This window comes from Streptomyces decoyicus, assembly GCF_019880305.1.
Lineage (GTDB): Bacteria > Actinomycetota > Actinomycetes > Streptomycetales > Streptomycetaceae > Streptomyces > Streptomyces decoyicus.
In genome coordinates, this window is the sequence record NZ_CP082301.1 from 4,230,670 (window position 1) to 4,254,337 (window position 23,668).

The 23,668-nt window shown below is 71.0% G+C and carries 16 protein-coding genes; 10 read left to right on the forward strand and 6 right to left on the reverse strand.

Features of this window, described 5'->3' with window-relative positions; translation table 11 throughout:
* Window positions 1–174: 174 nt before the first annotated feature.
* Window positions 175–1,890 carry a methionine--tRNA ligase gene (gene metG / locus K7C20_RS18570; protein ID WP_030075586.1) on the forward strand — a complete coding sequence of 572 codons (1,716 nt, stop codon included), beginning with the start codon at window positions 175–177 and terminating at the stop codon, window positions 1,888–1,890.
* 202 nt (window positions 1,891–2,092) lie between these two features.
* On the opposite strand, the gene K7C20_RS18575 is transcribed toward metG, so the two are convergent.
* Both K7C20_RS18575 and aspS read right to left on the reverse strand, forming a co-directional pair.
* On the reverse strand, window positions 2,093–3,832 hold the full coding sequence (locus K7C20_RS18575; protein ID WP_053209196.1) for a hypothetical protein: 1,740 nt from the start codon (window positions 3,830–3,832) through the stop codon (window positions 2,093–2,095).
* Window positions 3,833–4,022: 190 nt separating this feature from the next.
* Complete coding sequence (aspS, locus tag K7C20_RS18580; RefSeq protein ID WP_030075588.1) at window positions 4,023–5,786, reverse strand: aspartate--tRNA ligase; 1,764 nt, start codon at window positions 5,784–5,786, stop codon at window positions 4,023–4,025.
* Between the two features lie 276 nt (window positions 5,787–6,062).
* Here aspS and K7C20_RS18585 point away from each other — a divergent pair, with 276 nt between their 5' ends.
* Window positions 6,063–8,216 carry an ATP-binding SpoIIE family protein phosphatase gene (locus K7C20_RS18585; protein WP_030075589.1) on the forward strand — a complete coding sequence of 718 codons (2,154 nt, stop codon included), beginning with the start codon at window positions 6,063–6,065 and terminating at the stop codon, window positions 8,214–8,216.
* On the opposite strand, the gene K7C20_RS18590 is transcribed toward K7C20_RS18585, so the two are convergent.
* The 3 genes from K7C20_RS18590 to K7C20_RS18600 form a co-directional block, all read right to left on the reverse strand.
* Window positions 8,156–9,226: an AI-2E family transporter gene (locus tag K7C20_RS18590; protein WP_400846456.1), complete on the reverse strand. Its 1,071-nt coding sequence runs from the start codon at window positions 9,224–9,226 to the stop codon at window positions 8,156–8,158. The genes K7C20_RS18585 and K7C20_RS18590 overlap by 61 nt on opposite strands.
* Before the next feature lie 174 nt (window positions 9,227–9,400).
* The gene (locus tag K7C20_RS18595; protein ID WP_030075591.1) at window positions 9,401–10,354 is read right to left on the reverse strand and encodes a pirin family protein; all 954 of its coding nucleotides are present in this window, start codon (window positions 10,352–10,354) and stop codon (window positions 9,401–9,403) included.
* A 212-nt stretch (window positions 10,355–10,566) separates the two neighbouring features.
* Complete coding sequence (locus tag K7C20_RS18600) at window positions 10,567–11,040, reverse strand: SseB family protein (RefSeq protein WP_030075592.1); 474 nt, start codon at window positions 11,038–11,040, stop codon at window positions 10,567–10,569.
* A gap of 163 nt (window positions 11,041–11,203) precedes the next feature.
* On the opposite strand from K7C20_RS18600, the gene K7C20_RS18605 reads away from it, so the two are divergent.
* From K7C20_RS18605 to K7C20_RS18635, 7 genes are all read left to right on the forward strand, one after another.
* Window positions 11,204–13,030 (forward strand): acyl-CoA dehydrogenase, encoded by a 1,827-nt coding sequence (locus K7C20_RS18605; RefSeq protein ID WP_053209195.1) that lies wholly within the window; start codon window positions 11,204–11,206, stop codon window positions 13,028–13,030.
* Window positions 13,031–13,329: 299 nt separating this feature from the next.
* Complete coding sequence (locus K7C20_RS18610) at window positions 13,330–14,625, forward strand: M18 family aminopeptidase (RefSeq protein ID WP_053209194.1); 1,296 nt, start codon at window positions 13,330–13,332, stop codon at window positions 14,623–14,625.
* 1 nt (window position 14,626) lies between these two features.
* The gene (locus K7C20_RS18615) at window positions 14,627–16,726 is read left to right on the forward strand and encodes an AfsR/SARP family transcriptional regulator (protein ID WP_053209193.1); all 2,100 of its coding nucleotides are present in this window, start codon (window positions 14,627–14,629) and stop codon (window positions 16,724–16,726) included.
* Window positions 16,727–16,906: 180 nt separating this feature from the next.
* The gene (locus tag K7C20_RS18620) at window positions 16,907–17,722 is read left to right on the forward strand and encodes a DUF4232 domain-containing protein (protein WP_053209192.1); all 816 of its coding nucleotides are present in this window, start codon (window positions 16,907–16,909) and stop codon (window positions 17,720–17,722) included.
* Between the two features lie 450 nt (window positions 17,723–18,172).
* On the forward strand, window positions 18,173–19,186 hold the full coding sequence (locus K7C20_RS18625) for an NlpC/P60 family protein (RefSeq protein WP_245171129.1): 1,014 nt from the start codon (window positions 18,173–18,175) through the stop codon (window positions 19,184–19,186).
* Window positions 19,187–19,342: 156 nt separating this feature from the next.
* A complete protein-coding gene (locus K7C20_RS18630) occupies window positions 19,343–20,248 on the forward strand; it encodes a helix-turn-helix domain-containing protein (protein WP_030075599.1) in 906 nt (301 codons plus the stop codon).
* 226 nt (window positions 20,249–20,474) lie between these two features.
* Complete coding sequence (locus K7C20_RS18635) at window positions 20,475–21,158, forward strand: DUF4232 domain-containing protein (RefSeq protein WP_053209191.1); 684 nt, start codon at window positions 20,475–20,477, stop codon at window positions 21,156–21,158.
* A gap of 73 nt (window positions 21,159–21,231) precedes the next feature.
* Here K7C20_RS18635 and K7C20_RS18640 read toward each other — a convergent pair whose 3' ends face one another.
* Complete coding sequence (locus tag K7C20_RS18640; protein WP_030075600.1) at window positions 21,232–23,040, reverse strand: NHL domain-containing thioredoxin family protein; 1,809 nt, start codon at window positions 23,038–23,040, stop codon at window positions 21,232–21,234.
* 64 nt (window positions 23,041–23,104) lie between these two features.
* On the opposite strand from K7C20_RS18640, the gene K7C20_RS18645 reads away from it, so the two are divergent.
* Complete coding sequence (locus K7C20_RS18645) at window positions 23,105–23,635, forward strand: LURP-one-related/scramblase family protein (RefSeq protein WP_048828649.1); 531 nt, start codon at window positions 23,105–23,107, stop codon at window positions 23,633–23,635.
* The last annotated feature ends 33 nt before the right edge of the window (window positions 23,636–23,668 follow it).

Genomic DNA, 23,668 nt, shown 5'->3' on the forward strand with positions numbered 1-23,668 from the left:
GGGCACGTACGGGCGAGGCCCGGGGGTGGGGGCCGGGCGGCCGGGTCCGTAGGGTGCGGTACGGGGCGGTCGCCCCCGAAAAGCGCGCGCAGCCACCCCCACCCCGTCCAGTACGATATTGACGTTCCGTAAAGCAAATCCTCACTCACCGTAGCGACTTGGGAGCAGCCGGCAATGGCTCGACACCTCATCACCAGCGCCCTTCCGTATATCAACGGGATCAAGCACCTGGGCAACATGGTGGGGTCCATGCTCCCGGCCGATGTGTATGCGCGGTATATGCGGCAGCGCGGGCACGATGTCCTCTACATCTGCGCGACGGACGAGCACGGCACCCCGGCCGAGCTGGCGGCGAAGGACGCGGGGCAGTCGGTCGCCGCGTTCTGTGCCGAGCAGCACGACAAGCAGAAGGCGATCTACGAGGGCTTCGGCCTCGACTTCGACTACTTCGGGCGGAGCTCCTCGCGGGAGAACGTGGAGCTGACGCAGCACTTCGCGCGCAAGCTGCACGAGAACGGCTTCATCGAGGAGCGGGCGATCCGCCAGGTCTTCTCGGTCGCCGACGACCGCTTCCTGCCGGACCGCTACATCGTCGGTACGTGTCCGCACTGCGGCTACGACAAGGCGCGCGGCGACCAGTGCGAGAACTGCACCCGGGTGCTCGACCCGACCGATCTGATCGACGCCCGCTCGGCGATCAGCGGGAGCGGTGAGCTGGAGGTGCGGGAGACCAAGCACCTCTTCCTGCTCCAGTCGAAGCTCCAGCACGAGGTCGAGGGCTGGCTGGACGGCAACGGCAGCAAGGAGTGGCCGACGCTGGCCTCGTCCATCGCGCACAAGTGGCTGACCGAAGGCCTCCAGGACCGGGCGATCACCCGTGACCTGGACTGGGGCGTTCCGGTGCCGGCCGATGTGTGGCCGGAGCTGGCGGCCGAGGGCAAGGTCTTCTACGTGTGGTTCGACGCGCCGATCGAGTACATCGGCTCGACGAAGGAGTGGGCGGACGTCGACCCGGAGAACCGCGACTGGAAGTCGTGGTGGTACGAGGCCGATGACGTCCGGTACACGGAGTTCATGGCCAAGGACAATGTGCCGTTCCACTCCGTGATGTTCCCGGCGACGCAGCTGGGCACCCGCGAGCCGTGGAAGAAGGTCGACTTCCTCAAGGCCTTCAACTGGCTGAACTACTACGGCGGGAAGTTCTCCACCTCCCAGCGGCGCGGCATCTTCACCGACGCGGCGCTGGAGCTGCTGCCGGCCGACTACTGGCGCTACTTCCTGATCGCCAACGCCCCGGAGTCCGACGACACCTCCTTCACCTGGGAGCTGTTCGCGTCCTCCGTCAACAAGGACCTGGCGGACACCCTCGGCAACTTCGTCAACCGGGTGCTGTCGTTCTCCCGGAAGCGGTTCGGTGACGAGGTGCCCGCGGGCGCCGAGGCCGGTGCCGCGGAGCAGAAGCTGGGCGAGGAGATCGCCGGACTGCTGGCGGAGTACGAGGGCCACATGGAGGCCCTTCAGTTCCGCAAGGCGTCGGCCTCGCTGCGTGCCCTGTGGAGCGCGGGCAACTCCTACCTGGAGGAGAAGGCCCCGTGGCTGGAGATCAAGACCGACAAGGACGCGGCGGCGCTGACCCTGCGCACGGCGATGAACCTGATCCACCTGTACGCGGTCATCTCCGAGCCGTTCATTCCGGCCTCGGCCAAGGCGATGCGGGGGGCGTTCACCCTGGAGAACGACACCGCCGTGTGGGTCTCCCAGCAGGAGGCGAAGGCGCTGGCCTCGGTGCCGGCCGGGACGCCCTTCACGGTGCCGCCGGTGCTCTTCGCGAAGATCACCGAAGAGGACCTGGAGTCCTACCGCGAGCGCTTCGGCGGCGCGGAGCAGTAGGCCCGGCCCGTACCCGGGCACCGCTGCCGGCCGGAGCACCGGAGCGGTAGGCCCGTCCGAGCCGAAGCGCTAGGCCCGTCCGAACGCGAGCGGTCCGCGGCGCGGACACCTGAGGACCGCCCACGCGCCCGTCCCGCCCTTGCCGCCGGACGGGCGCGCGCATGTCCGGGCGGCGGCGGACGGTCGCCGGGCGGGTCCTGGCTCAGTGCCGGGCGGACCGGGCGGGTCTGGCGGGCCGGGACACATAGGCGCTCAACGAGGTGAAGTCCGGCACCGCCGGCAGGGCCACCCGCCGCCAGCCACGGGCGTAGGCCGGCGGCTTGTGGCCGCCTGCCACGACGACGGCGACCGGGCGGCCCGCGCCCAGCCGGGCCAGGCCCGCGGGGGTGATGGTGGCGTCGTGACCGGCGGGCTGACGGGACGCACAGCCCGTCTGATACGCCACCCGTACCGCTTCCTCACCACTCACCACACAGGGCGGCCGGACGCCGGCCGTGCGCAGCGACTTGGTGATCCGGTCGATCCCGGCCTGGGAGCGTGCGGTGCTCCGCACCATCTTGTGCGCGATCGCCAGTTGGATGGCCTCGTGGCCGGTCAGCGCGAGGACGAGGAGGGCCACCGCCCAGGCGTGCCCGTGGCGCGGCAGGCGGGTCAGCCAGTACAGGAACCAGGCGGCGGGCATCATCAGCAGCGCGTAGGCGGGCAGCAGGAAACGCGGGGCGGCGTAGTCCACCGTCAGGAGGTAGGGGGCGGCGAGGCAGAGGCCGACCAGAGCCGGGAGGACGACGGGGGACGGTCCGTACCGGTGCAGCGGGCCACGCGGATCGCGGAGGCGCACCACGGGCCAGGCGGGACCGGAGCCGTACCGCCCGTCTGCGGGCCCGGGGTCGCCCGCCGGGTCCGGTACGAGGCTGCCCGGCCGGATGGGCGCCAGCCCGAGGGGGTGCCAGGCACCGCTGCGCGCCGCGGGCCCGTACCCGTGCAGCGCGCGGGGCTCGCGCACGCGCAGCACCGCCCACACCGCTCCGGCGACCGCCAGCGGCAGCACCAGCCACCACACCGCCGTCACCGGATGTTCCCAGGCCAGATGGCAGGGGCGGCACAGCGTCTTGCCCTGGAGCGCCCGTGCGTGGTCGTCGAAGGACAGATGCCAGCCGAGGCCGCCCTGGATCTGCCCGGCCCGCCGCAGCCGCGCCAGGAGGCCGCCATAGGACAGAGACGCCTCCACGGCCCACTCGGCGCACCCCAGGGCCAGGCCGGCCGGCAGCGCCAGCAGCACGGCGGGGCGCCGCCAGGCCGGTACGCACAACGCCGCGGCGAAGAGCGGCACGGCCAGCCAGACGGCGTCGGTGGGGCGCATCAGGGCGGCCACGGCCACCGCGGCGGCGAGCCCGGCGGCCGCGCCCCGGTCGGCGCGCGGGGCCAGTTGGCGGGACGGCTTCCGTACGGCCCGCAGGAAGCAGCCGGTGGCGGCGAGCGCGGCGTAGCCGACCCACAGATTGGGCATCGCCTGCGGACCGTAGAAGAGCGTGATCCACAGACCGGCGAACAGGGCACCGCCCAGGGCCGGTACGGGGGCGGGCAGCAGGCGCCGCCAGATGCACAGGGTGAGGAAAAGCGCGACGCCGGAGAGCACCGCCAGGTAGCAGTGCAGCACGGTGGCCGAGGTCGTCAGGGCGGCCACCGGGGCGAGGAGGAGGGTGACGCCGCGGGCGCGCGGGGCGCTGAAGAACGAGGCCGGCGCATGGGGGTCGACCTGGCTGACGTACACCGTCTCGTCCCATCCCAGGCCGGGGGTGACGAGCGCGGAAGCGAGCAGGCAGGCGGTGAAGACGGCGGCCACGGCGGTGAGCCACCACAGATCGCCGGCCGGGACGGGCCGCGTCGTATGGGCCGGCGGCCCCAGGGCGGACCTGGCGGAGAGGAGACTGGCTTGCTGCATGGGCACCACAGTGCGTGCCGTGCCGGGGCCCGGCCACAGGAGTGCGGCGGACGGGGCATGCGGGCCGTGTCGGGGCCCGTTCCGGCGCGCACACCGCGGCCGTCCGCCCGACAGCGAAGGGGCCGGGGCGGCGTTTCACGTGAAACGCCGCCCCGGTCCGTTGCGGGGCGGTATCGCCCCTGGGTGATGCCTACTTCGCCTGCGGCTTGCGCAGGGTGAGGTGCAGCTCCTTGAGGCGCGCCTCTTCGACCTCGCTCGGGGCGCCCATCAGCAGGTCCTGGGCGTTGCCGTTGAGCGGGAAGGCGATGGTCTCGCGGATGTTGGGCTCGTCGGCCAGCAGCATGACGATGCGGTCGACGCCGGGGGCGATGCCGCCGTGCGGCGGGGCGCCGAACTTGAAGGCGCGGAGCATGCCGCCGAACTCCGCCTCGACGGCCTCCTTGTCGTAGCCGGCGATCGCGAAGGCCTTGTACATGACCTCGGGCTCGTGGTTACGGATGGCACCGGAGGACAGCTCGGTGCCGTTGCAGACGATGTCGTACTGCCAGGCCAGGATGTCCAGCGGGTCCTTGGTCTCCAGCGCCTTCAGGCCGCCCTGCGGCATGGAGAAGGGGTTGTGCGAGAACTCGATCTTGCCGGTGTCCTCGTCCTTCTCGAACATCGGGAAGTCGACGATCCAGCAGAAGCGGAACTCGTCCTCGACGAAGCGGCCGACGCGCTTGGCGGCCTCGACACGGACCGCGCCCATGATCTTGGAGACCTCGTCGAACTCACCGGCGCCGAAGAAGACGGCGTGGCCCGGCTTGAGGTCCAGGGCGGCGACCAGCGCCTTGACGTCGTCCTCGGTGAGGAACTTGGCGATCGGGCCGCTGAGCGCGTTTTCTTCGCCCACGCGGACCCAGGCCAGGCCCTTGGCGCCCTGCTGGACGGCGAAGTCACCCAGCTGGTCGAAGAACTTGCGCGACTGGTCGGCGGTGTCCGGCACGGCCAGGGCACGGACGTGCTTGTCGGCGAAGGCCTTGAAGCCGGAGCCCGCGAAGACGTCGGAGACGTCGACCAGCTCCAGCTCGGCGCGCAGGTCCGGCTTGTCGGAGCCGTACTTGAGCATCGCCTCGCGGAACGGGATGCGCGGGAAGGGGGAGGTGACCGTGCGGCCCTTGCCGAACTCGGTGAACAGCTCGGTCATCAGCTTCTCGACGGGCCCGAAGACATCTTCCTGCTCGACGAAGCTCATCTCGATGTCGAGCTGGTAGAACTCGCCCGGCGAGCGGTCCGCACGGGCGTCCTCGTCGCGGAAGCAGGGCGCGATCTGGAAGTAGCGGTCGAACCCGGCGATCATCAGCAGCTGCTTGAACTGCTGCGGGGCCTGCGGCAGCGCGTAGAACTTGCCGGCGTGCAGACGCGAGGGGACCAGGAAGTCGCGGGCGCCCTCGGGGGACGTCGCGGACAGGATCGGGGTCGCCATCTCGTTGAAGCCGAGGGCCACCATCTTGTGCCGGATGGCGGAGATGACGGCGGTGCGCAGCATGATGTTGCGGTGCATCCGCTCGCGGCGCAGGTCGAGGAAGCGGTATTCGAGACGCTTCTCTTCGTTGACGCCGTCGTCCGCGTTGATCGTGAAGGGGATCTGGTCGGCGGCGCCGAGCACCTCGACGTCGGAGACCTCGATCTCCACCTCGCCCGTCGGCAGGTCGGGGTTGACGTTGTCGGCGCCCCGCGCGCTGACCTTGCCGTCGATACGGACGACGCTCTCCTTGGTCAGGGAGCCGAGGGCCTCGTTGGCGGGGGTGCCGGGGCGGGCGACGAGCTGAACGAGACCGTAGTGGTCGCGCAGATCGATGAAGAGGATGCCGCCCAGGTCACGTCGATTGTGCAGCCAGCCGCTGAGGCGGACGTCCGTGTCGACGTCCGCGGCTCGGAGCTCGCCGCAGTTATGGGACCGGTACCGATGCATCGCTCATCCAAGTCGTCGCGAGTCGAGGTGAGGAGTTGTCGGGAGAGGGAGAGGAAAAGGAGTACGGGCTCGGATGCCCGGTCGCTCTCCCCGTGGATCACCCGAAAGGCCACCCCAGGATTGACATAACCGCTCCAGGTTACCGTCCCTGCCCGCTCGTCTTCGTTGACATATACGCATCAGCAGCGCCCGGGGCCGGGGGAGGCTTCCCGACTGGGACGATGGTCACGTCCGGCTCGCTGGTCGGGCCCCGCCAAAGGCACATAAAGTGATGCAATGCGCACCGAGGATCTCCTGGCCGCCATCGCGACCGGCCTGTGGCGCTGGGACAACGCATCGGGACGGGTGACCCTCGACGCCGAAGCGGCCCGGCTGCTCGGGCTGCCCGCCGCCCCGGTGGAGCTGACCGAGGCCGCGGTGCGCTCCCGTTTTCATCCCGTCGACTTCGCCGAGATCAACGGGATCGTGCAGCTCGCGGTCGCCGAGAAGACGCTCGCCGAGGCCCGGCTGCGCATCGTGGACGAGCGCGGGCGGGTGCAGCGCATCGTCCGCTCCCGCTCCCGCCCCCGGACCGTCGACGGCGGTTTCGAGCTGGTCGGCACCCTTCAGGAGGTGCCCGAGCCACAGCCCGGGACCTCCGCAGCGCACACCCCGATAACGGGCGACTGGCGCCGTTCGCGCGAGGCGTTCCTGCTGGACGCGGGCCGGGGACTCGCCGAGGCGCGGTCCACCGCCGAGGTGCTGCGGGTCGCCGCCGGACTGTCGATGCCCGGGTTCATGCCGGACGGGCTGGCGGTCTTCGGCATCGAGGGTGACCGGCTGTCGGTGATCGGCCATCACGGCCACCACGCCGACGACGAGCGGCCGTTCGTCGCCATGACGCGGGAGACCGAGTATCCGGCCGCCGAAGTCATCCGCACCGGCCGGGCCATCTATCTGCCCACGCCCGAGGACTACAGCCGCCGCTACCCCGTCACCTGGCCGCTGGCCGCCCGCTTCCGCCGTACGTCCTGGGCGTTCCTGCCGCTGGTGAACGCGGGCCGGACGATCGGCGCCTGGATGGCGGCGTTCGCCCAGCCGGTGGCGTTCACCCCCGACGAGCGCTCGGTGCTGACCACCGTCGCCCGGATGCTGGCCCAGGCGCTGGCCAGGGCCGGTGTGCAGGAGGAGCAGCAGGAGCTGGCGCTGGGGCTCCAGCGCAGCATGATGCCGACCGTGCAGCCGGACATCCCGGGGATGACGGTCGCGGCCCGTTATGTCCCGACCGGCGGCGGGCTGGAGGTCGGCGGCGACTGGTACGACATGATCCCGCTGCCGTCCGGCCGGATCGCGCTGGTCATCGGGGATGTCCAGGGGCACGACGTACGGGCCGCGGGCCTGATGGGGCAGCTGCGGATCGCGCTGCGGGCCTATGCCTCCGAGGGCCACCACCCCGACGCGGTGCTCTCCCGCGCCTCCCGGTTCCTGGCCGGGATCAACGAAACCGAGTTCCGCGGCCACGGCGAGGACCAGCGCTTTGCGACCTGCCTCTACATCGAGGTGGATCCGGCGACGGGACTGCTGGACATCGCACGGGCCGGCCACCCCGACCCGGCGATCCGGATGAGCGACGGCACGATGCTGGTCCGGCCCACCGCGGGCGGACTGCCGCTGGGCATCGTCCCGGACACCGACTACCCCACGACCCGGTTCGTCCTGGAGCCCGGCGAGACCATGATGGTGTGCACCGACGGACTGATCGAGACCGGCGGCCACGATCTGGAGACCGGCTGGGCGCGCCTGCGCGACATCATCGAGGCGCATGAGCCCGGCGAGGACGACGAGGGCCTGGAACGGCTCGCCGACGCCCTGGTCCAGGCCGTGCACGGGCCGCCCTCGCACCACACCACCGGGCCGCTGGTGGACCGCCGCGAGGACGACATCGCCGTACTGCTGCTCCGCCGCGAGGGCGACAGCTGCGGGATCGGCACCGGCGGTCTGCTGACCCCGCAGCCCGTACGGCGCACCGTGCTCTCCGTCGCGCAGGCCGAGCCGGAGCGGATAGCCGAGGCACGCCGTCAGGTCCGCGATGTGCTGCACGACTGGGCCGACCCGGACCAGGTGGACTCGGCGGTGCTGATGGTCTCCGAGATGGTCACCAACGTCCTGCTGCACACCGACGGGGACGCGCTGCTGGTCGCCGAGATCACCGGCGAGCGAGGCGCCCGGCGCATCCGCGTCGATGTCGCGGACAGCAGCGACGAGCTGCCGCACCGCCGCTGCCCCGGCGAACTGGCGTCGTCGGGGCGCGGTCTGCTGCTGCTGGAGCTCCTGGCCGGGGCGTGGGGCGTGGATCCGCGCGGGGACGGCAAGTCGACGTGGTTCGAGCTCTACGAGGACGCGGGGGACGCGGCGGGTCCGGTGTCACCGGACTCCGAGCCCTCGGCGTAGTACGCCCGCAGCTCGTGCAGCACGCCGGTGACGGCGGCGGTCAGCGGTACGGACAGCAGCATGCCGAGGATTCCGGCGACGCTGGCGCCCGCGGTGATCGCCAGCAGCACCGTCGCCGGATGCATATGGACCGTACGGCTCTGGATCATCGGCTGGAGTACATGCCCCTCCAGCACCTGCACGGCCAGGACGACGCCGAGCGCCCAGAGTGCGATGACGAAGCCGCGGTCGGCCAGCGCCACGAGGATCGCCACGGCGCCGGAGATGAAGGCGCCGAGGTAGGGGATATAGGCGCCGACGAAGACCAGCGCCCCCAGCCCGACGGCGCCCGGCACCCGAAGGATCAGCAGTCCGACGGTGATGCAGATGGCGTCGATCAGGGCGATGAAGGTGGTGCCCCGCATAAAGCCCTCGATGGACTGGAAGCCGCGGCGGGCCATCCGCTCCAGCTGCGGTGCGGAGCTGCCGGGCGCCCAGTGGTTCAACGTGCGCACGGCCCTGTCGGAGTCGCGCAGGAAGAAGAAGGTCAGCAGCAGGGCCAGGACCGCGGCGGCGAGGAACTGGCCGACCGCACTGACACCGGTCAGCAGCCCCGAGGCCGCGGTGCCGCCGAACTTGGTGACCAGCCCCTTGGACTTGGAGGCGAGATCGTCGAGCGAGGTACCGGCCGCACCGAAGTGCTGGGAGAGGTCCTTGGCGGCTTGCCGGAGCGAGGAGATGATCTGGTCGCCGGTGTCGACCAGCGCGCTGATGACGATGTACCCGGCGCCGCCGACCACCAGCACGAGGACGGCACAGGTCAGTCCGGCCGCCAGCGAACGATTGAGCTTCATCGCCACCAGCCGCCGGTAGAGCGGTCCGAGCAGCCCGCTGCCCAGCAGCGCCAGCAGTACGGGCGTGACCGCCGCGCTCAGTTCGACACACAGCCACACCACGAGGGCCACCACGGCCGCGATCAGCAGCCCCAGCAGACACCAGGCCCCGGCACGGCGGGCCTGGACCGGCAGCAACGGCTGCGCGGGCAGTGTCCGTTCAGGCTCGGCGCCGCGCCCTTTTCCATCCGATCCATCCGAGTCGTTTTGCACCCGGACAGTCCACCACGGCCGAAGGCCCTGGGCGCGGACCCCGAAACGGGTCAAGGGCGGTGTTTCACGTGAAACACCGCCCTTGCCGCCGACGCGGCGTCAGCGCTCGCCGGCGGGGATCTTCCCGAGCCGGCCGGCCTGGAAATCCTCGAAGGCCTGGGCCAGTTCGGCATGGGTGTTCATCACGAACGGGCCGTAATGCATCATCGGCTCGCGGATCGGCTGCCCGCCCAGCAGCACCACCTCGAAGTTCGGGCTCCGCGACTCCTGGGACTCGTCCGCCCGGATCGTGATCGAGTCTCCGGTGCCGAACACGACCGCCTGCCCCATCCGGAACGGGCGGCCCTCCGCACCGGCCGAGCCGCTTCCGGCCAGGGCATAGGCGAGGGCGTTGAAGTCCTTGCGCCAGGGCAGGGTGAGCTCGGCGCCCGGGTTCACCGTCACATGCATCATCGTGATCGGCGTATGCGTGATGCCCGGACCGCTGTGGCCGTCGATGTCGCCGGCGATCAGCCGCACCAGCGCGCCACCGTCGCCCGAGGTCAGCAGCTTGACCTGGCCGCCTCCGATGTCCTGGTAGCGAGGGGCCATCATCTTGTCGCTCTTCGGCAGGTTGACCCACAGCTGGAGGCCGTGGAAGAGCCCGCCGGACGTGACGAGCGACTCCGGCGGCGCCTCGATGTGCAGCAGCCCCGAGCCGGCCGTCATCCACTGGGTGTCGCCGTCGTTGATGACGCCGCCACCGCCGTGCGAGTCACGGTGCACGAAGGTGCCGTCGATCAGATACGTGACCGTCTCGAAGCCGCGGTGCGGGTGCCAGGGCGTGCCCTTGGGCTCTCCGGGCGCGTACTCCACCTCGCCCATCTGGTCCATCATGATGAACGGGTCGAGGTGCTTGTAGTCGATGCCGGCGAACGCCCGGCGCACCGGGAAGCCCTCGCCCTCGAAGCCGCTGGGAGCGGTGGCAACGGCCAGCACGGGACGAGTGTGTGCCGCGACGGGTGCCGCCACACGGGGCAAGGTCAGCGGGTTCTCTACGGTCACAGCGGGCATGACGGCCTCCTCGGTCGTTCGCATCAACTTAGTTGAATGGTGAACAACCCGCAAGGCGTGCGGCATTCCCGCGCGTATTTCCGCAGGTCGAAGGGGTTGGTCCGGACCGGATCCGGCGCCGACCGGCACACACATCGGGCCGGCCCCCGTCCGGGGCCGGCCCTCGCATCAGCCGCCGCGGCGGCCATCAGCCATCTGCACAGCAGTGGCGGTCAGCCATACATACGCCGCATCGCGAAGTCGACCATCTGCTCCACGGCCTTCGCGTCGAAGACCATCCGGTGATCACCTTCCATGTCGAGGACGAACCCGTAGCCGGTCGGCAGCAGGTCGAGCACCTCGGCGCCGGTGATCACGAAGTACTTGGACTCCTTGCCCGCGTACCGCCGCAGCTCCTTGAGGGAGGTGAACATCGGGATCACCGGCTGCTGGGTGTTGTGCAGCGCCAGGAAGCCGGGGTTGTCGCCACGCGGGCAGTAGATCTTGGACGTGGAGAAGATGCCCTGGAAGTCCTCGGCCGACATCGAGCCGGTGGTGAAGGCGCGCACCGCGTCGGCGAGGGAGGGCGGGGACGGCTCGGGATACAGCGGCTGTTCGCCGTAGCCCCCGGGGGCCGCTTGCTGCGGCGGGGGCGGCGCTCCGTACTGCTGCTGCCCTGCACCCGCGTTCTGGTCGTAGCCGTACATGCGCCACAGCGTACTGAGTCGGCGATTCGCCGGGGGACGCTCGTCACAGATGGGCGGTAGGGGTTGCTTCTTATTACCGGTGGGTAGCATCATCGTAGGCACTTGCTACTTGCTGGTATTGCGTTTGAGGTCCTCCCTCCCGAACCCTTACGGAGCCGTATCCATGGGGCACTACAAGTCGAATCTCCGCGACATCGAGTTCAACCTCTTCGAGGTGCTCGGCCGTGACAGCGTGTACGGCACCGGACCGTTCGCGGAGATGGATGTCGACACCGCCAAGAGCGTGCTGTCCGAGATCGCCCGGCTGTCCGAGAACGAACTGGCCGAGTCGTTCGCCGACGCGGACCGCAACCCCCCGGTCTTCGACCCGGACACCAACACCGCGCCGGTTCCGGACACCTTCAAGAAGAGCTATCAGGCCTTCATGGACGCCGAGTGGTGGCGTCTGGGCATCCCGGAGGAGCTCGGCGGCACCACCGCGCCGCGCTCCCTCCTCTGGGGCTTCGCCGAGACGATCCTGGGCGCCAACCCGGCCGTGTGGATGTACGCGTCCGGCCCCGCCTTCGCCGGCGTCCTCCACGAGGAGGGCACCGAGGAGCAGCACCGCATAGCCCAGCTGATGGTGGACAAGCAGTGGGGCTCCACGATGGTGCTCACCGAGCCGGACGCCGGTTCGGATGTCGGCGCCGGCCGCACCAAGGCCGTGCAGCAGGCGGACGGCTCCTGGCACATCGAGGGCGTCAAGCGCTTCATCACCTCCGGTGAGCACGACATGTCCGAGAACATCGTGCACTTCGTCCTCGCCCGCCCCGAGGGTGCCGGTCCGGGCACCAAGGGCCTGTCGCTCTTCATCGTGCCGAAGTACGACTTCGACTGGGAGACCGGCGAGCTGGGCGAGCGGAACGGCGCCTACGCCACCAACGTCGAGCACAAGATGGGCCTGAAGGCCTCCAACACCTGCGAGATGACCTTCGGCGCCAACCACCCGGCCAAGGGCTGGCTGCTGGGCGAGAAGCACGACGGCATCCGCCAGATGTTCAAGATCATCGAGTTCGCGCGGATGATGGTCGGCACGAAGGCCATCGCCACCCTCTCGACGGGCTACCTCAACGCGCTGGAGTACGCCAAGGAGCGCGTGCAGGGCCCGGACCTGGCGGCCTTCACCGACAAGACCGCCCCGCGCGTGACCATCACCCACCACCCCGACGTGCGCCGCTCGCTGATGACGCAGAAGGCGTACGCCGAGGGCATGCGCTCCCTGGTGCTCTACACCGCCACGGTCCAGGACGAGATCCTCGTCAAGGAGGCCGCGGGCGAGGACGCGAGCGCCGCGATCCGCCTCAACGACCTGCTGCTGCCGATCGTGAAGGGCTACGGCTCGGAGAAGTCCTACGAGCAGCTGGCGCAGTCGCTCCAGACCTTCGGTGGCTCCGGCTACCTCCAGGAATACCCGATCGAGCAGTACATCCGGGACGCCAAGATCGACACCCTCTACGAGGGCACCACCGCGATCCAGGGCCAGGACTTCTTCTTCCGGAAGATCGTCCGCGACCAGGGCCAGGCGCTCACCGCCCTCTCCGACGAGATCAAGAAGTTCCTCGCCGACAACACCGGCGGCGAGGAGCTGGAGCAGGCCCGCGGCGAGCTGGCCAAGGCCGCAGCCGACCTCGAGGCGATCGTCGGCGCCATGCTGACCGACCTCGCGGCGACCGAGAAGGACGTCAAGTCCATCTACAAGGTCGGCCTGAACACCACCCGCGTGCTGATGGCCTCCGGCGACGTCGTCATCGGCTACCTCCTGCTCAAGGGTGCGTCGGTGGCCGCCGAGAAGCTGGCCGGCGCCTCGGCGAAGGACAAGCCCTTCTACACCGGCAAGATCGCCGCGGCGAAGTTCTTCGCGCACAACGTGCTGCCGGGCGTCGGCGTCCAGCGCGGTCTGGCCGAGTCCGTCGACCAGTCGCTGATGGAGCTCGACGAAGCCGCCTTCTAGGAGCGCGTTCCGCGGCCCCGCCGCGGCGGCCGTTCTTAGACATCTCTCAGATTGGCCGTTCAGACTGATGGTGCCCGCCTCTCTTCCCCCGGAGAGGCGGGCTTCGTCATGTCCGCTCCGCGGTCGCACCGGCCGCCGTGGCTGCGCGGCACACAGGGCGGGGACATCGGCCCGGAAACCCGGAATCCCCCGCTCCAGAGGGCTTTCCCGTCCCGAATACGGAAATCCTGGCCGGAAGGGAGCGGAGTCACGATGCATGCGCACGGGGAATGCGGCGTCCGGCTCCTTATGCTGAATCCATGACCAACTCCGCCCGCTTCGATCGCGGCCACACCGACGACCTCATGTCCTTCCTCGCCGCCAGTCCGTCGCCCTACCACGCGGTGGCGAATGCGGCGGAGCGGCTGGACAAGGCCGGGTTCCGGCAGGTCGCCGAGGTCGATGAATGGGACGGCGGGACCGGCGGGAAGTATGTGCTGCGCGGCGGCGCGATCATCGCCTGGTACGTGCCCGAGGGCGCAAGCACCTCGACTTCGTACCGAATTGTCGGTGCACACACAGACTCTCCCAATTTGCGCGTCAAACCGATTCCGGACACCGGCTCCCGGGGCTGGCGGCAGATCGCCGTCGAGATCTACGGCGGCACGCTGCTCAACACCTGGCTCGACCGCGACCTGGGGCTGAGCGGGCGGGTGACGCTCGGTGACGGCAGCCACCGGCTCGTCCATGTCGACCGGCCGTTGCTGAGAGTGCCCCAGCTTGCCGTGCACCTCGACCGCTCGGTGAACGCCGACGGCCTGAAGCTGGACAAGCAGCGCCACATGACGCCGATCTGGGGCCTGGGCGAGGTGGCCGAGGGCGATCTGATCACCTTCGTCGCCGAGGAGACCGGCATACCGGCCGCCGACATCAAGGGCTGGGACCTGATGATGCACAGCATCGAGGCGCCCGCCTACCTGGGCCGCGACCGCGAGCTGGTGGCCGGCCCCCGGATGGACAACCTGGTGTCCGTGCACGCCGGTACGGCCGCGCTCACCGCCGCGGCGGCCGCCGGGAGCGAGCTGACCAGCATTCCGGTGCTGGCCGCCTTCGACCACGAGGAGAACGGCAGCCAGTCCGACACCGGCGCGGACGGGCCGCTGCTCGGCACGGTCCTGGAGCGCTCCGTCTTCGCCCGCGGCGGCTCGTACGAGGACCGGGCACGGGCCTTCGCCGGCACCATCTGCCTGTCGTCCGACACCGGGCACGCCGTCCACCCCAACTACAGCGAACGGCACGAGCCGGGCCACCACCCGATGCCCAACGGCGGGCCGATCCTCAAGGTCAACGTCAATCAGCGCTATGCCACGGACGGCAGCGGACGGGCCGTCTTCGCGGCGGCCTGCGAGCGTGCCGAGGTGCCGTGGCAGAGCTTCGTGTCCAACAACTCGATGCCGTGCGGCACCACCATCGGGCCGATCACCGCGGCCCGCCACGGCATCGCCACCGTCGACATCGGCGTTGCCATCCTGTCCATGCACTCGGCGCGTGAGCTGTGCGGCGCCGAGGACCCGTATCTGCTGGCGAACGCCCTGACGGCCTTCCTGGAGGGCTGAGTTGGAATTCTCACTGCTCGGTCCGATCGCCGTGACGACCGGCTCCGCGGAGCTGTCGCTCGGCCCCGCCAAACGGCGGAGTGTGCTGGCCCTGCTGTTGTTGCAGCCCAACACCACCGTCCCACTGGAGCAGTTGATCGACTCCCTGTGGGAGGAGGAGCCGCCCGAACACGCCCGTACGGTCGTCCAGGGGCATGTCTCGCGGCTGCGCGCCACGCTCGCCGAGGGCGGTGCGGAGGCGTACGGCATCGAGCTGGCCACCCATGGCTCGGCCTATCTGCTGCGGCTGCCGGAGGAGCTGATCGACGCCCACCGGTTCGGTGAGCTGGTGGCGCTGGCACGCCCCGAGGCGGCACCGGCCGACGCCGTACCGCTGCTGCGCGAGGCGCTGGGGCTGTGGCGCGGGCCCGCGCTGACCGGCACGGTCACCAGCCCGCCGTTCGCGGCCGCCGCACATGCGCTGGAGGAGCGCCGGCTGACGGCCGTCGAGGCGCTGGGGCGGGCGCACGGCACGCTCGGCGAGCACGAACAGGCCGCGGCCATCCTCTACTCCGCCGCCGTCAACCACCCCTTGCGGGAAGGCCTGATCGCCGGGCTGATGCGCGCGCTGTTCCATACGGGGCGGCAGTCCGACGCGCTGGAGTGGTTCCACCGCACCCGGCGGCTGCTCAACGAGGAGCTGGGTGTCGACCCCGGCGAGCGGCTGCGGGGCGCTTACGAGGAGATTCTGCGGGCGGAGGCGGCCGGCGGGGGGCGGACGGGCGCGGCGCGGCCTGCGGGCGGTGCGCGCGGAACGGGCGGCGCTTCCGGTGGGACGCCTTCCGGTGGGACGTCTTCCGGAGGCGGCCGTTACGGGGCTTCCGGAGACAGCCGTCCCGCAACGGGCAATGCAGCGCGGCCCGTTGACGGTACGGGGCGGGCGCCCGTACAGGGGAGCGCCGACACGGACGAGGCGCACGGTGCCGCGGGTGCACCAGGTAGCGACGGGACGAAACAGGGAACACCGGCCGGCGGCCGTGGCGGGTCCGGCTCCGGCTCCGGCTCCGGCTCCGGGCGGACCGGTGCACCACCGCGGCTGCTGCCCCGGCCACCGGCCCGCTTCCTGGGCCGGGAGGCCCAACTCGCCGCGCTGACCACGGTGCTGACGGACGGTACGACCGGCGAGAGCCCGCTCGCTGTGGTGGCCGGGCCGGCCGGCGTCGGCAAGACCGCCTGCGCCGTGCAGTGGGCACATCTGTATGCCGGATCCTTCCCCGACGGGCAGCTCTTCGCCGATCTGCGCGGCTTCGGCGAGGGCGACGAGGCGCCGCCGGCCGAGATCCTGGGCGACTTCCTGCTGGCGCTCGGCACCCCGCCGGAGCGGGTGCCGAGTTCGGCGCAGGCCGCATCGGCACTGTTCAGGTCGCTGGTCGCGGAGCGCCGGCTGCTGGTCGTCCTCGACAATGCGCGCAGCTCGGCCCAGGTACGGCCGCTGCTGCCCGGCGGTCCGCACTGCGCCACGGTCGTCACCAGCCGCAGCCGTCTCGACGGCCTGGTCGCCACGGACTGCGCCCGGCCGGTCGGTCTCCAGACGCTCGGGCACGAGGAGGGCGCGGCGCTGCTCGGCGCCATGCTCGGCCCGGAGCGGGTCGCCGAGGACCCGGCCGCCGCGCGGGAGCTGGTCGACCTGTGCGACGGTCTGCCGCTGGCGCTGCGGGCCGCGGCGGCCCAGCTGACCGCCCGGCCGCGCTGGCGGCTGGCCCGGCTGGCGGCCGCGCTGCGCGACGAACGGCGGCGGCTGGCGCTGCTGTCGGCGGAGGACACCGGCATCGCGGCGGCGCTGCGGATGTCCGTCGCCCGGCTGTCGGCGGACGACGCACGGTTGCTCAGCGCGCTGGCGACCAGCGCGGACGGGCACCTCAACGCGTCGCTGGCGGCGGCGCTCGCCGGGTACGACCCGGAGCGCACCCAGGACGGTCTGGACCGGCTCACGGAGATGCACCTGGTGGACGAAGAGGCCACCGATGTCTACACGATCAGCACACTGACGCAGCTGTTCGCGCGGGACGAGCGCGGCGAAGGCGGTGAGAGCGACACCGGCGGAACGGGGGACGGGAGTTAGGGGAGTGACGGCTGAGCCGTGGCCGACCGCGCGGCCCGGCGCGGGGGAACGTTAGGCGCACGTTAGTGGCACGGCAGCGGCGGGCGGCAACCTGGTGGTCAGGCCGCAGGACAGCTCACAGGCCAGACCGCAGGACGTACCGCAGCCGCGGCACGGCCCACCGACCGGGGGAGACCGGAAATGCCGCGCAGCCATACCCGCCCCGAGGCCGTCGTCGAGACGGGCGCCAGGACCGCCACCGGTGCCCCTCTTGGGTCCCGTACCGTCCGCCGCCGGACGCTGCGGATCGCCGCGGCCGGGCTCACGGCCGTCGCCGCTCTCGGCCTCACCGCCTGCGGCAGCCAGGACAACCCCCTCCAGACCAGCGCCGCCAAGCCGTTCCACCCGGCGCCCCAGGACTCCGACGCCCCGGCCGCGCGGGCTGAGGGCGGCGCACGGACCGACGGCGGCCGGACGGAGCAGGTCAGCGCAGGACGCGGCGGCAACGGCACCGGTGCGGACGCGGGGACGAAGGCCACCGGGGCGAGCACGAACGGCGCGGGCAGGTCCGCCGGCGCCCCCGGGGTCCGGCACCGCGCCTGCGACGCCGCGAAGATCCGTATCGTCGCCAAGCCGCTGACCCGGCCGGTCAACCACCTGCTGGTGAAGGCCACCAACACCTCCGGCGCCACCTGCGACCTCTACTCCGCCCCGTATCTGCGGTTCGACGCGGCGCAGGCCCCCCTCCCCGAGCTGCCGGACAGCAGGCCGCAGGCCGTGGTCACCCTCGCCCCCGGCGAGTCCGGCTACGCCGGCGTGCTGACCTCGTCCGCCGACGGCTCCGGCCGCAACGGCCGCACCGTGACCTCGCTGTCGGTCAGCCTCCCCGGCCGTGACGGCAAGGGCAGCATCGGTGGCTCGGCGGCGGTGGCGCTTCCCCTTGGCTCGGTGTACCTCGACGACAGCGCCTGGGTGACCTACTGGCAGTCGGGCGCGAGCGAGGCAGCGGCCTGGTGAGCCGCGTCCGGTGCTCCGGAGTCCGGCCAACTGACAGCTGCTGAGCGACTGTCGCCTGCTGAGCGGCTTCCTGGCAGACCGTCACCCACCGATCCCGTCCGACGCCGTCCGAATGCCCTTCGAGGCCTTCGAGGCCTCCGAGGCCTTCGAGGCCTTCGAGGCCTTCGAGGCCTTCGACGGAAGATCCCCCTGAACCAGGGCGCCCGCATCCCCCAGCGGGCGCCCTTTCCTCTGTCCGGCGTCCCGTCATGTCTCGCACAGCGGCCCGCCCTGTCCCGGCATTCGCGTGACTCCGCAGGTCACAGTCGTGCGCAGGGCCGGGACATCTCATGGGGCGAGGAACCTCCGGCCGGCTCCCGTGCCCCGCTCGACGATGGATTCCGTCGCCGCGAACAGACCATCCGGCGGCTCAGCCATCGGCCAACCGGCCTCCTACGGAGGGGAATCGGCATGTACGAGCACCGCAGCACGCACCCGGCAGACACCACGGCCCCCGAGCACCACGCAGCACCCACCCGCCAGAAGACGTCCCCGTTCCGCAGGACCGTACTGCGCACGTTCCTGCCCGCGGTTGCCGCCGTCGGTATCGGCGTCGCCGGGTTCGCGGGACCCGCCCACGGCAGTGAGGCAGGCCCGGCGGCGGCCGCCGGCGGGCACTCCGCGACCGCCACCAAGCTCTCCCGCGACTCCTCCGCCACCGGCTCCGCCCTCACCGCCCGCACCGGTTCCGTGAAGCAGGCCGCGGCTGCGGACTTCCCCACATGGGGCACCCGTTGGACGGTGCACGCCACCGCGGACGCCGACTCCCCCGCCGTCGGCATGATCAACAAGACGGCGCCGGGACAGGACCGGATCACTGCCGACTACCAAGTCGACACCGGACACAAGGTCTGCGAGGGCAGCACCTGCTCGACGTTCATGGCGCACCTCACCGGGCCGGTCTCCGGCTTCCTCAGCGTGGTCGCGGTGGACATCCCGCAGGACCGGCTGCCGGGCGTGCCGGTCCAGGGCGGCGGCGGACAGCCGCAGCCCGGCGGCTCGCGTCAGGAGATGCTCAACCGCGCCGCCACCTGGCTGACCGCCAACAACGGTGCCCAGGTGCCGTACAGCCAGGCCGAGGTCTGGAAGGACGGCTACCGCCAGGACTGCTCGGGCTATGCGTCGATGGCGCTCGGGCTCCCGACGCCCGGGACCAACACCGTGGGCCTGGCCACCAACCGCAACATCACCCGGCCCATCTCGCCGGGCGAACTCAAGCCCGGTGACCTGCTCATCGACGCGGCCGGTGACAACAACACCCGGCATGTCGTGATCTTCGAGAAGTGGAACAACGACGCGCACTCCTCGTACACCGCCTACGAGCAGCGCGGCGACCACGGCACCGACCACCGGACGCTGACCTACGGCCTGCCCGGCGGCGACGCCGAGTTCAAGCCCTACCGTCCCGTGAAGTTCGGCGACTGACCCCGGTCCGGGACACGGGTCCAACGGAGGATCTCACGCTGTTTCACGTGAAACGTCACCGTCTGATCCGGGCCCGATCCGGATCGTGTAACGAGGGGCACTTCCGCCACAGGGGAGCGGAGGTGCCCCTCGCGCGCGCATGTCCGCTGTGCTGAAATGCGAGACGTGCCTGGCAATCAGAACCACGGCGCTCGTGTCCGCCGTAAGCCGTTAGCCCCTCTGCCCGACGAACTCTCCGGACCGATGCGGGACTTCGTCGCCGCTCTGCGCCGTATGCATGGCGAACTCGGCTACAGCCTCAAGGAGCTGGAGGGCCGGCTGCCCGCCAGCCGCTCGTCCCTCTCGCGCTACCTGCGCGGTCAGAGCCTGCCGGACGAACGGTTGTTGGTGCAGTGGTGCAAGCTCTCCTTCACCGGTGAGGACCGGCTGCCCGCCCTTGTCGAACTGCTGCATCGCGCCCTGGAGGCGGCAGATGCGGGCGAGCGGGGAGCGGCGGACGAGGCGGCGGAGCGGGACGGTGCGTCCGCGGAGGTGCCGCGGTCCGACGCCGCGGACGGGGACGGGGCCGACGCGGAAGCCGGGGCCGGATCGACGGCCGGGAGGCGTCGGGCGCGGCTGGTGCTCGCCGCGCTCGGGGCCGCCGTGGTGATCGCCGGAGCGATGCTGGCCGTACCGGCGCTGACCGGCTCGGACGGGGCGACGGACGACGGCCGGACACAGGGCACGCAGCCCGAGGCTTCGGCCCCCGGCTCCGCCCGGATCACCGTCCACAATGCCGAACGGAACTGTCAGCACCGGCGCACCGATAACTGCGCACTCGGCCTGGCAGGCGACCCGTACCGGCTCTATCGCCGCTCCAACATCGTGGGCCATGTATGGCACGGCGACGTGCTGCGCGCCGTCTGCCGGATCGCCGACGGCGTCACGGTCACCGACGAGGTGGGCGGGCACAGCAGCATGTGGTTCCGGGTCGATCACGTCGGCAAGCAGGTGTGGGTACCGGGCATCCGTGTTCGCCCGGAACAGCTGGAGAACACCGAGCTGCCCAGCTGCCCGGACTGATCTTCGGCGCCTGCCGCGGAACGGTCCCGACCCGCCCGCAAGCTGATCTTCACGCCCTCTCCACGGGCCGATCTCGGCCCCGCACAACCCCTCTGACCTGCTATGACGCCCCATCGTGTCAGGGCGCGGCGCACCGGCCCTGGCGCATTGCCCGGCAATGGATATCGTGGCCGTGCCATGACAGCCACGCCGCGCTGATTGCAGCAACCCACGGGGGGAACCACCCATGACCGCACGCCGCTCCCGCAGCAGCCGATCCGCCGCGTATGCAGCGCTGGCCCTCGGACTGGCCGGTTCGCTCGCGCTGACCGGCTGCAACAGCCACTCCTCGAAGAAGTCGAAGAGGTCCTCCTCGTCGAAGTCGAAGATGTCGTCCTCGTCGTCCTCGTCGTCCTCGAAGAGCAAGAAGCGCAGGATCATCGGTGGGGGCGCGGCCGCAGCGGGAGCGGGCACGGCGTCGCGGCGGGTCCCCGACTGCTACCCCAGCACGTACAAGGTCACGTTCTCCCAGCAGACCGGCCCGAAGAGCCATGTGGCGGTGAAGTTCAAGAACTCCACCAGCCGCGACTGCAAGCTCTACAACGCGCCGCTGCTGCGCTTCAACCACGCCAAGGACCCGCTGCCGCTCCTCCAGGGCACGCCCGGCCACCTCGACGGCACCCGCATCACCGTGCCCGCCCACGGTTACGCCTACGCGGTCATCCCGACCAACACCGCGGCCACCAAGGGCACCGAACAGAAGTCGGTGACCATCGACTTCATGGGCATCTCGGCGAGCTCCGTCACACACGGTCCGGCGACCGTCAACTTCGCGGAGAAGCGGCTGCACATCTCCGTCGGCAAGAGCAAGGTCACCAACTGGAGCTCGAGCATTCACGGGGCCCAGCTGGCGGGCGGCGTCGGACAGTAATCCGCCGATGCCTCGCCCCCCGCCCACCGGCCGGTCTCGTCCCGGACCCGGCCGCCGGGCCCGGGGTCCGCTCCTACTCGGCGTCCAGCCCTGCCAGGACGAGCCCCAGCCGGGCCACCCCGCCCTCGGCGATCTCGACCGGGACGCCCCAGTCCTGCTGGTGCACATGGCAGGCGGGGTACTCGATGTCCGGGTCGTCGTCGCAGGACGCGGCCATCGCCGAGACATGCAGCACGCCCTCGGTCACGCCGTCCGCGAGCACCAGATCCCGTGCGAGATCGGTGCCCGCGCCCGCGCCGTCGGCCAGCAGCTCCGGCGGCGTCGCGCTGACCAGCAGTCGCGTGGAGGGGCCGTATCGGGTGTCGAGCTTCTGGCCCGCCGGGGCCTGGAAGACCACATCGAGCCGCAGCGCGCCCGGGGCGACCTCGGTGGCCGCGCGCTGGGTGCGGTGCGCCACCGATTCGACGCGGACCGCCTCCTCGGGCAGCCGCAGCCGGGTCAGCCGGTGCCGCGCCGACTCCACCACCACGATGTCGTCGTCGACGAGCACCGCGTCGGACGGCTCACGCAGATCCGTCGCCAGCGTCGTCACCTCGCCGCTCGCGGGGTCGAAGCGGCGCAGTGCGTGGTTGTAGGTGTCCGCCACGGCGACCGAGCCGTCGGGCAGGGCGGTCACGCCCAGCGGGTGCTGGAGCAGCGCCTGGTCGGCGGCGCCGTCACGGTGGCCGAAGTCGAAGAGACCCGTGCCGACGGCCGTACGGACGACATAACCGTCGCCCTCCTCGGCGGGCTCCACCCAACGGACCGCGCTGGTCTCCGAGTCCGCGATCCACAGCCGGTCGCCGGCTGCCGCGAGCCCGGACGGCTGGGCGAACCACGCCTCCGCGGCCGGGCCGTCCACCAGGCCCTCGTTGGTCGTGCCGGCCGCGACCTCGACCGTGCCGGCGGCCGGGTCGTAGGTCCACAGCTGGTGCACCCCGGCCATCGCGATCCACAGCCGGTCCTGCCACCAGGCGATGTCCCACGGCGAGGAGAGGTCCACCTCACGCGCCGGTCCGGAGGCCGGCGAGCCCTGCCACCACTGCTTGCCGGTGCCGGCCACCGTCTCCAGCGCGCCGGTTTCCGGATCGAAGACGCGCAGGGCGTGGTTGACGGTGTCCGCGACGGCCACCCGGCCGTCGGGCAGCAGGGCCAGGCCCTGCGGCTCGCTGAAGGAGTCCGTGGTCAGCCCGCGCTCGCCGGTACCGATGCGGCGCAGCACCTGCTCGCCGTCCGCCGCCAGCTCCACCAGCTGATGCCGGGTGGTGTCCGAGACGAGGAAGCCGCCGCCGGGCAGCCGGACCGCCTTGCCGGGAAAGCGCAGGTCGGTGGCGACGGGCTCCGGCGGCACGTACGGGCCGTCACCTCGCCGCAGCGTGCCCTTCGCGCCGTGCTCGGCCTCCAGCTCCTCGACGAGCTTCTCGATGGCGTGCGCATGGCCCTCGCCGGCGTGCTGCGCGACGACATATCCCTCGGGGTCGATCACCACGAGCGTGGGCCAGGCCCGTACCGCGTACTGCTTCCATGTGGCGAGCTCGGGATCGTCCAGAACCGGGTGCTCGACGCCGTAGCGCTCCACGGCGTCCACGACCGCCTGGTGCTCGGCCTCGTGCACAAACTTCGGGGAGTGCACACCGATGATCACGACCGTGTCGCGGTGCCGCTCCTCCAGCTCCCGCAGCTCGTCCAGGACATGCAGACAATTCACACAGCAAAAGGTCCAGAAATCCAGGACGACAATGCGTCCTCGCAGGTCAGAGAGGGTGAGATCCTTGTTGCCGGTGTTCAGCCAGCCGCCCTTGCCGATCAGCTCGGGGGCGCGGACGCGTGCACGTGAAGCCATGTGCACATTCAACGTCACTCCGGTGCGTGCGCATTCCGCAGGTCCCCGCGGGAACACGTCAGCCATGCAGCAATCTCCCGGGGGGCCGCCCCCGCACTCGGGCAAGTACATGGTGCGCGACCGCATCTTCGGCATCGGCGACGACTACTGGATCGACGACGAGCACGGGCGGCATGCCTTCCTCGTGGACGCGAAGGCGCTGCGGCTGCGGGAGACCTTCGAGCTGAAGGACACCGAGCGGCGGGTGCTGATCACCATCCGCAAGAAGATGCTCAGCCTGCGCGACACGATGACCATCGAGCGGGACGACCAGCCGCTGGCCACGATCAAGCGCAAGCGGCTCTCACTGCTGCGCAACCACTACCGCGTCGAGCTGGTGGACGGCACCGAGCTGGATGTCAGCGGAAAGATCCTGGACCGGGAGTTCGCGATCGAGTACGACGGCGAGCTGCTCGCGGAGATCTCGCGGCGCTGGCTGACCGTGCGCGACACCTACGCGGTCAATGTCGTACGGGACGACGCGGATCCGCCGCTGCTGATCGCCGTCGCGGTGTGCGTGATCCGGCTGGCGGAGCGGGAGCACGGGGACGACTGACGAGCGGGCTTCGCGGCCGCACGCAGCACCCCT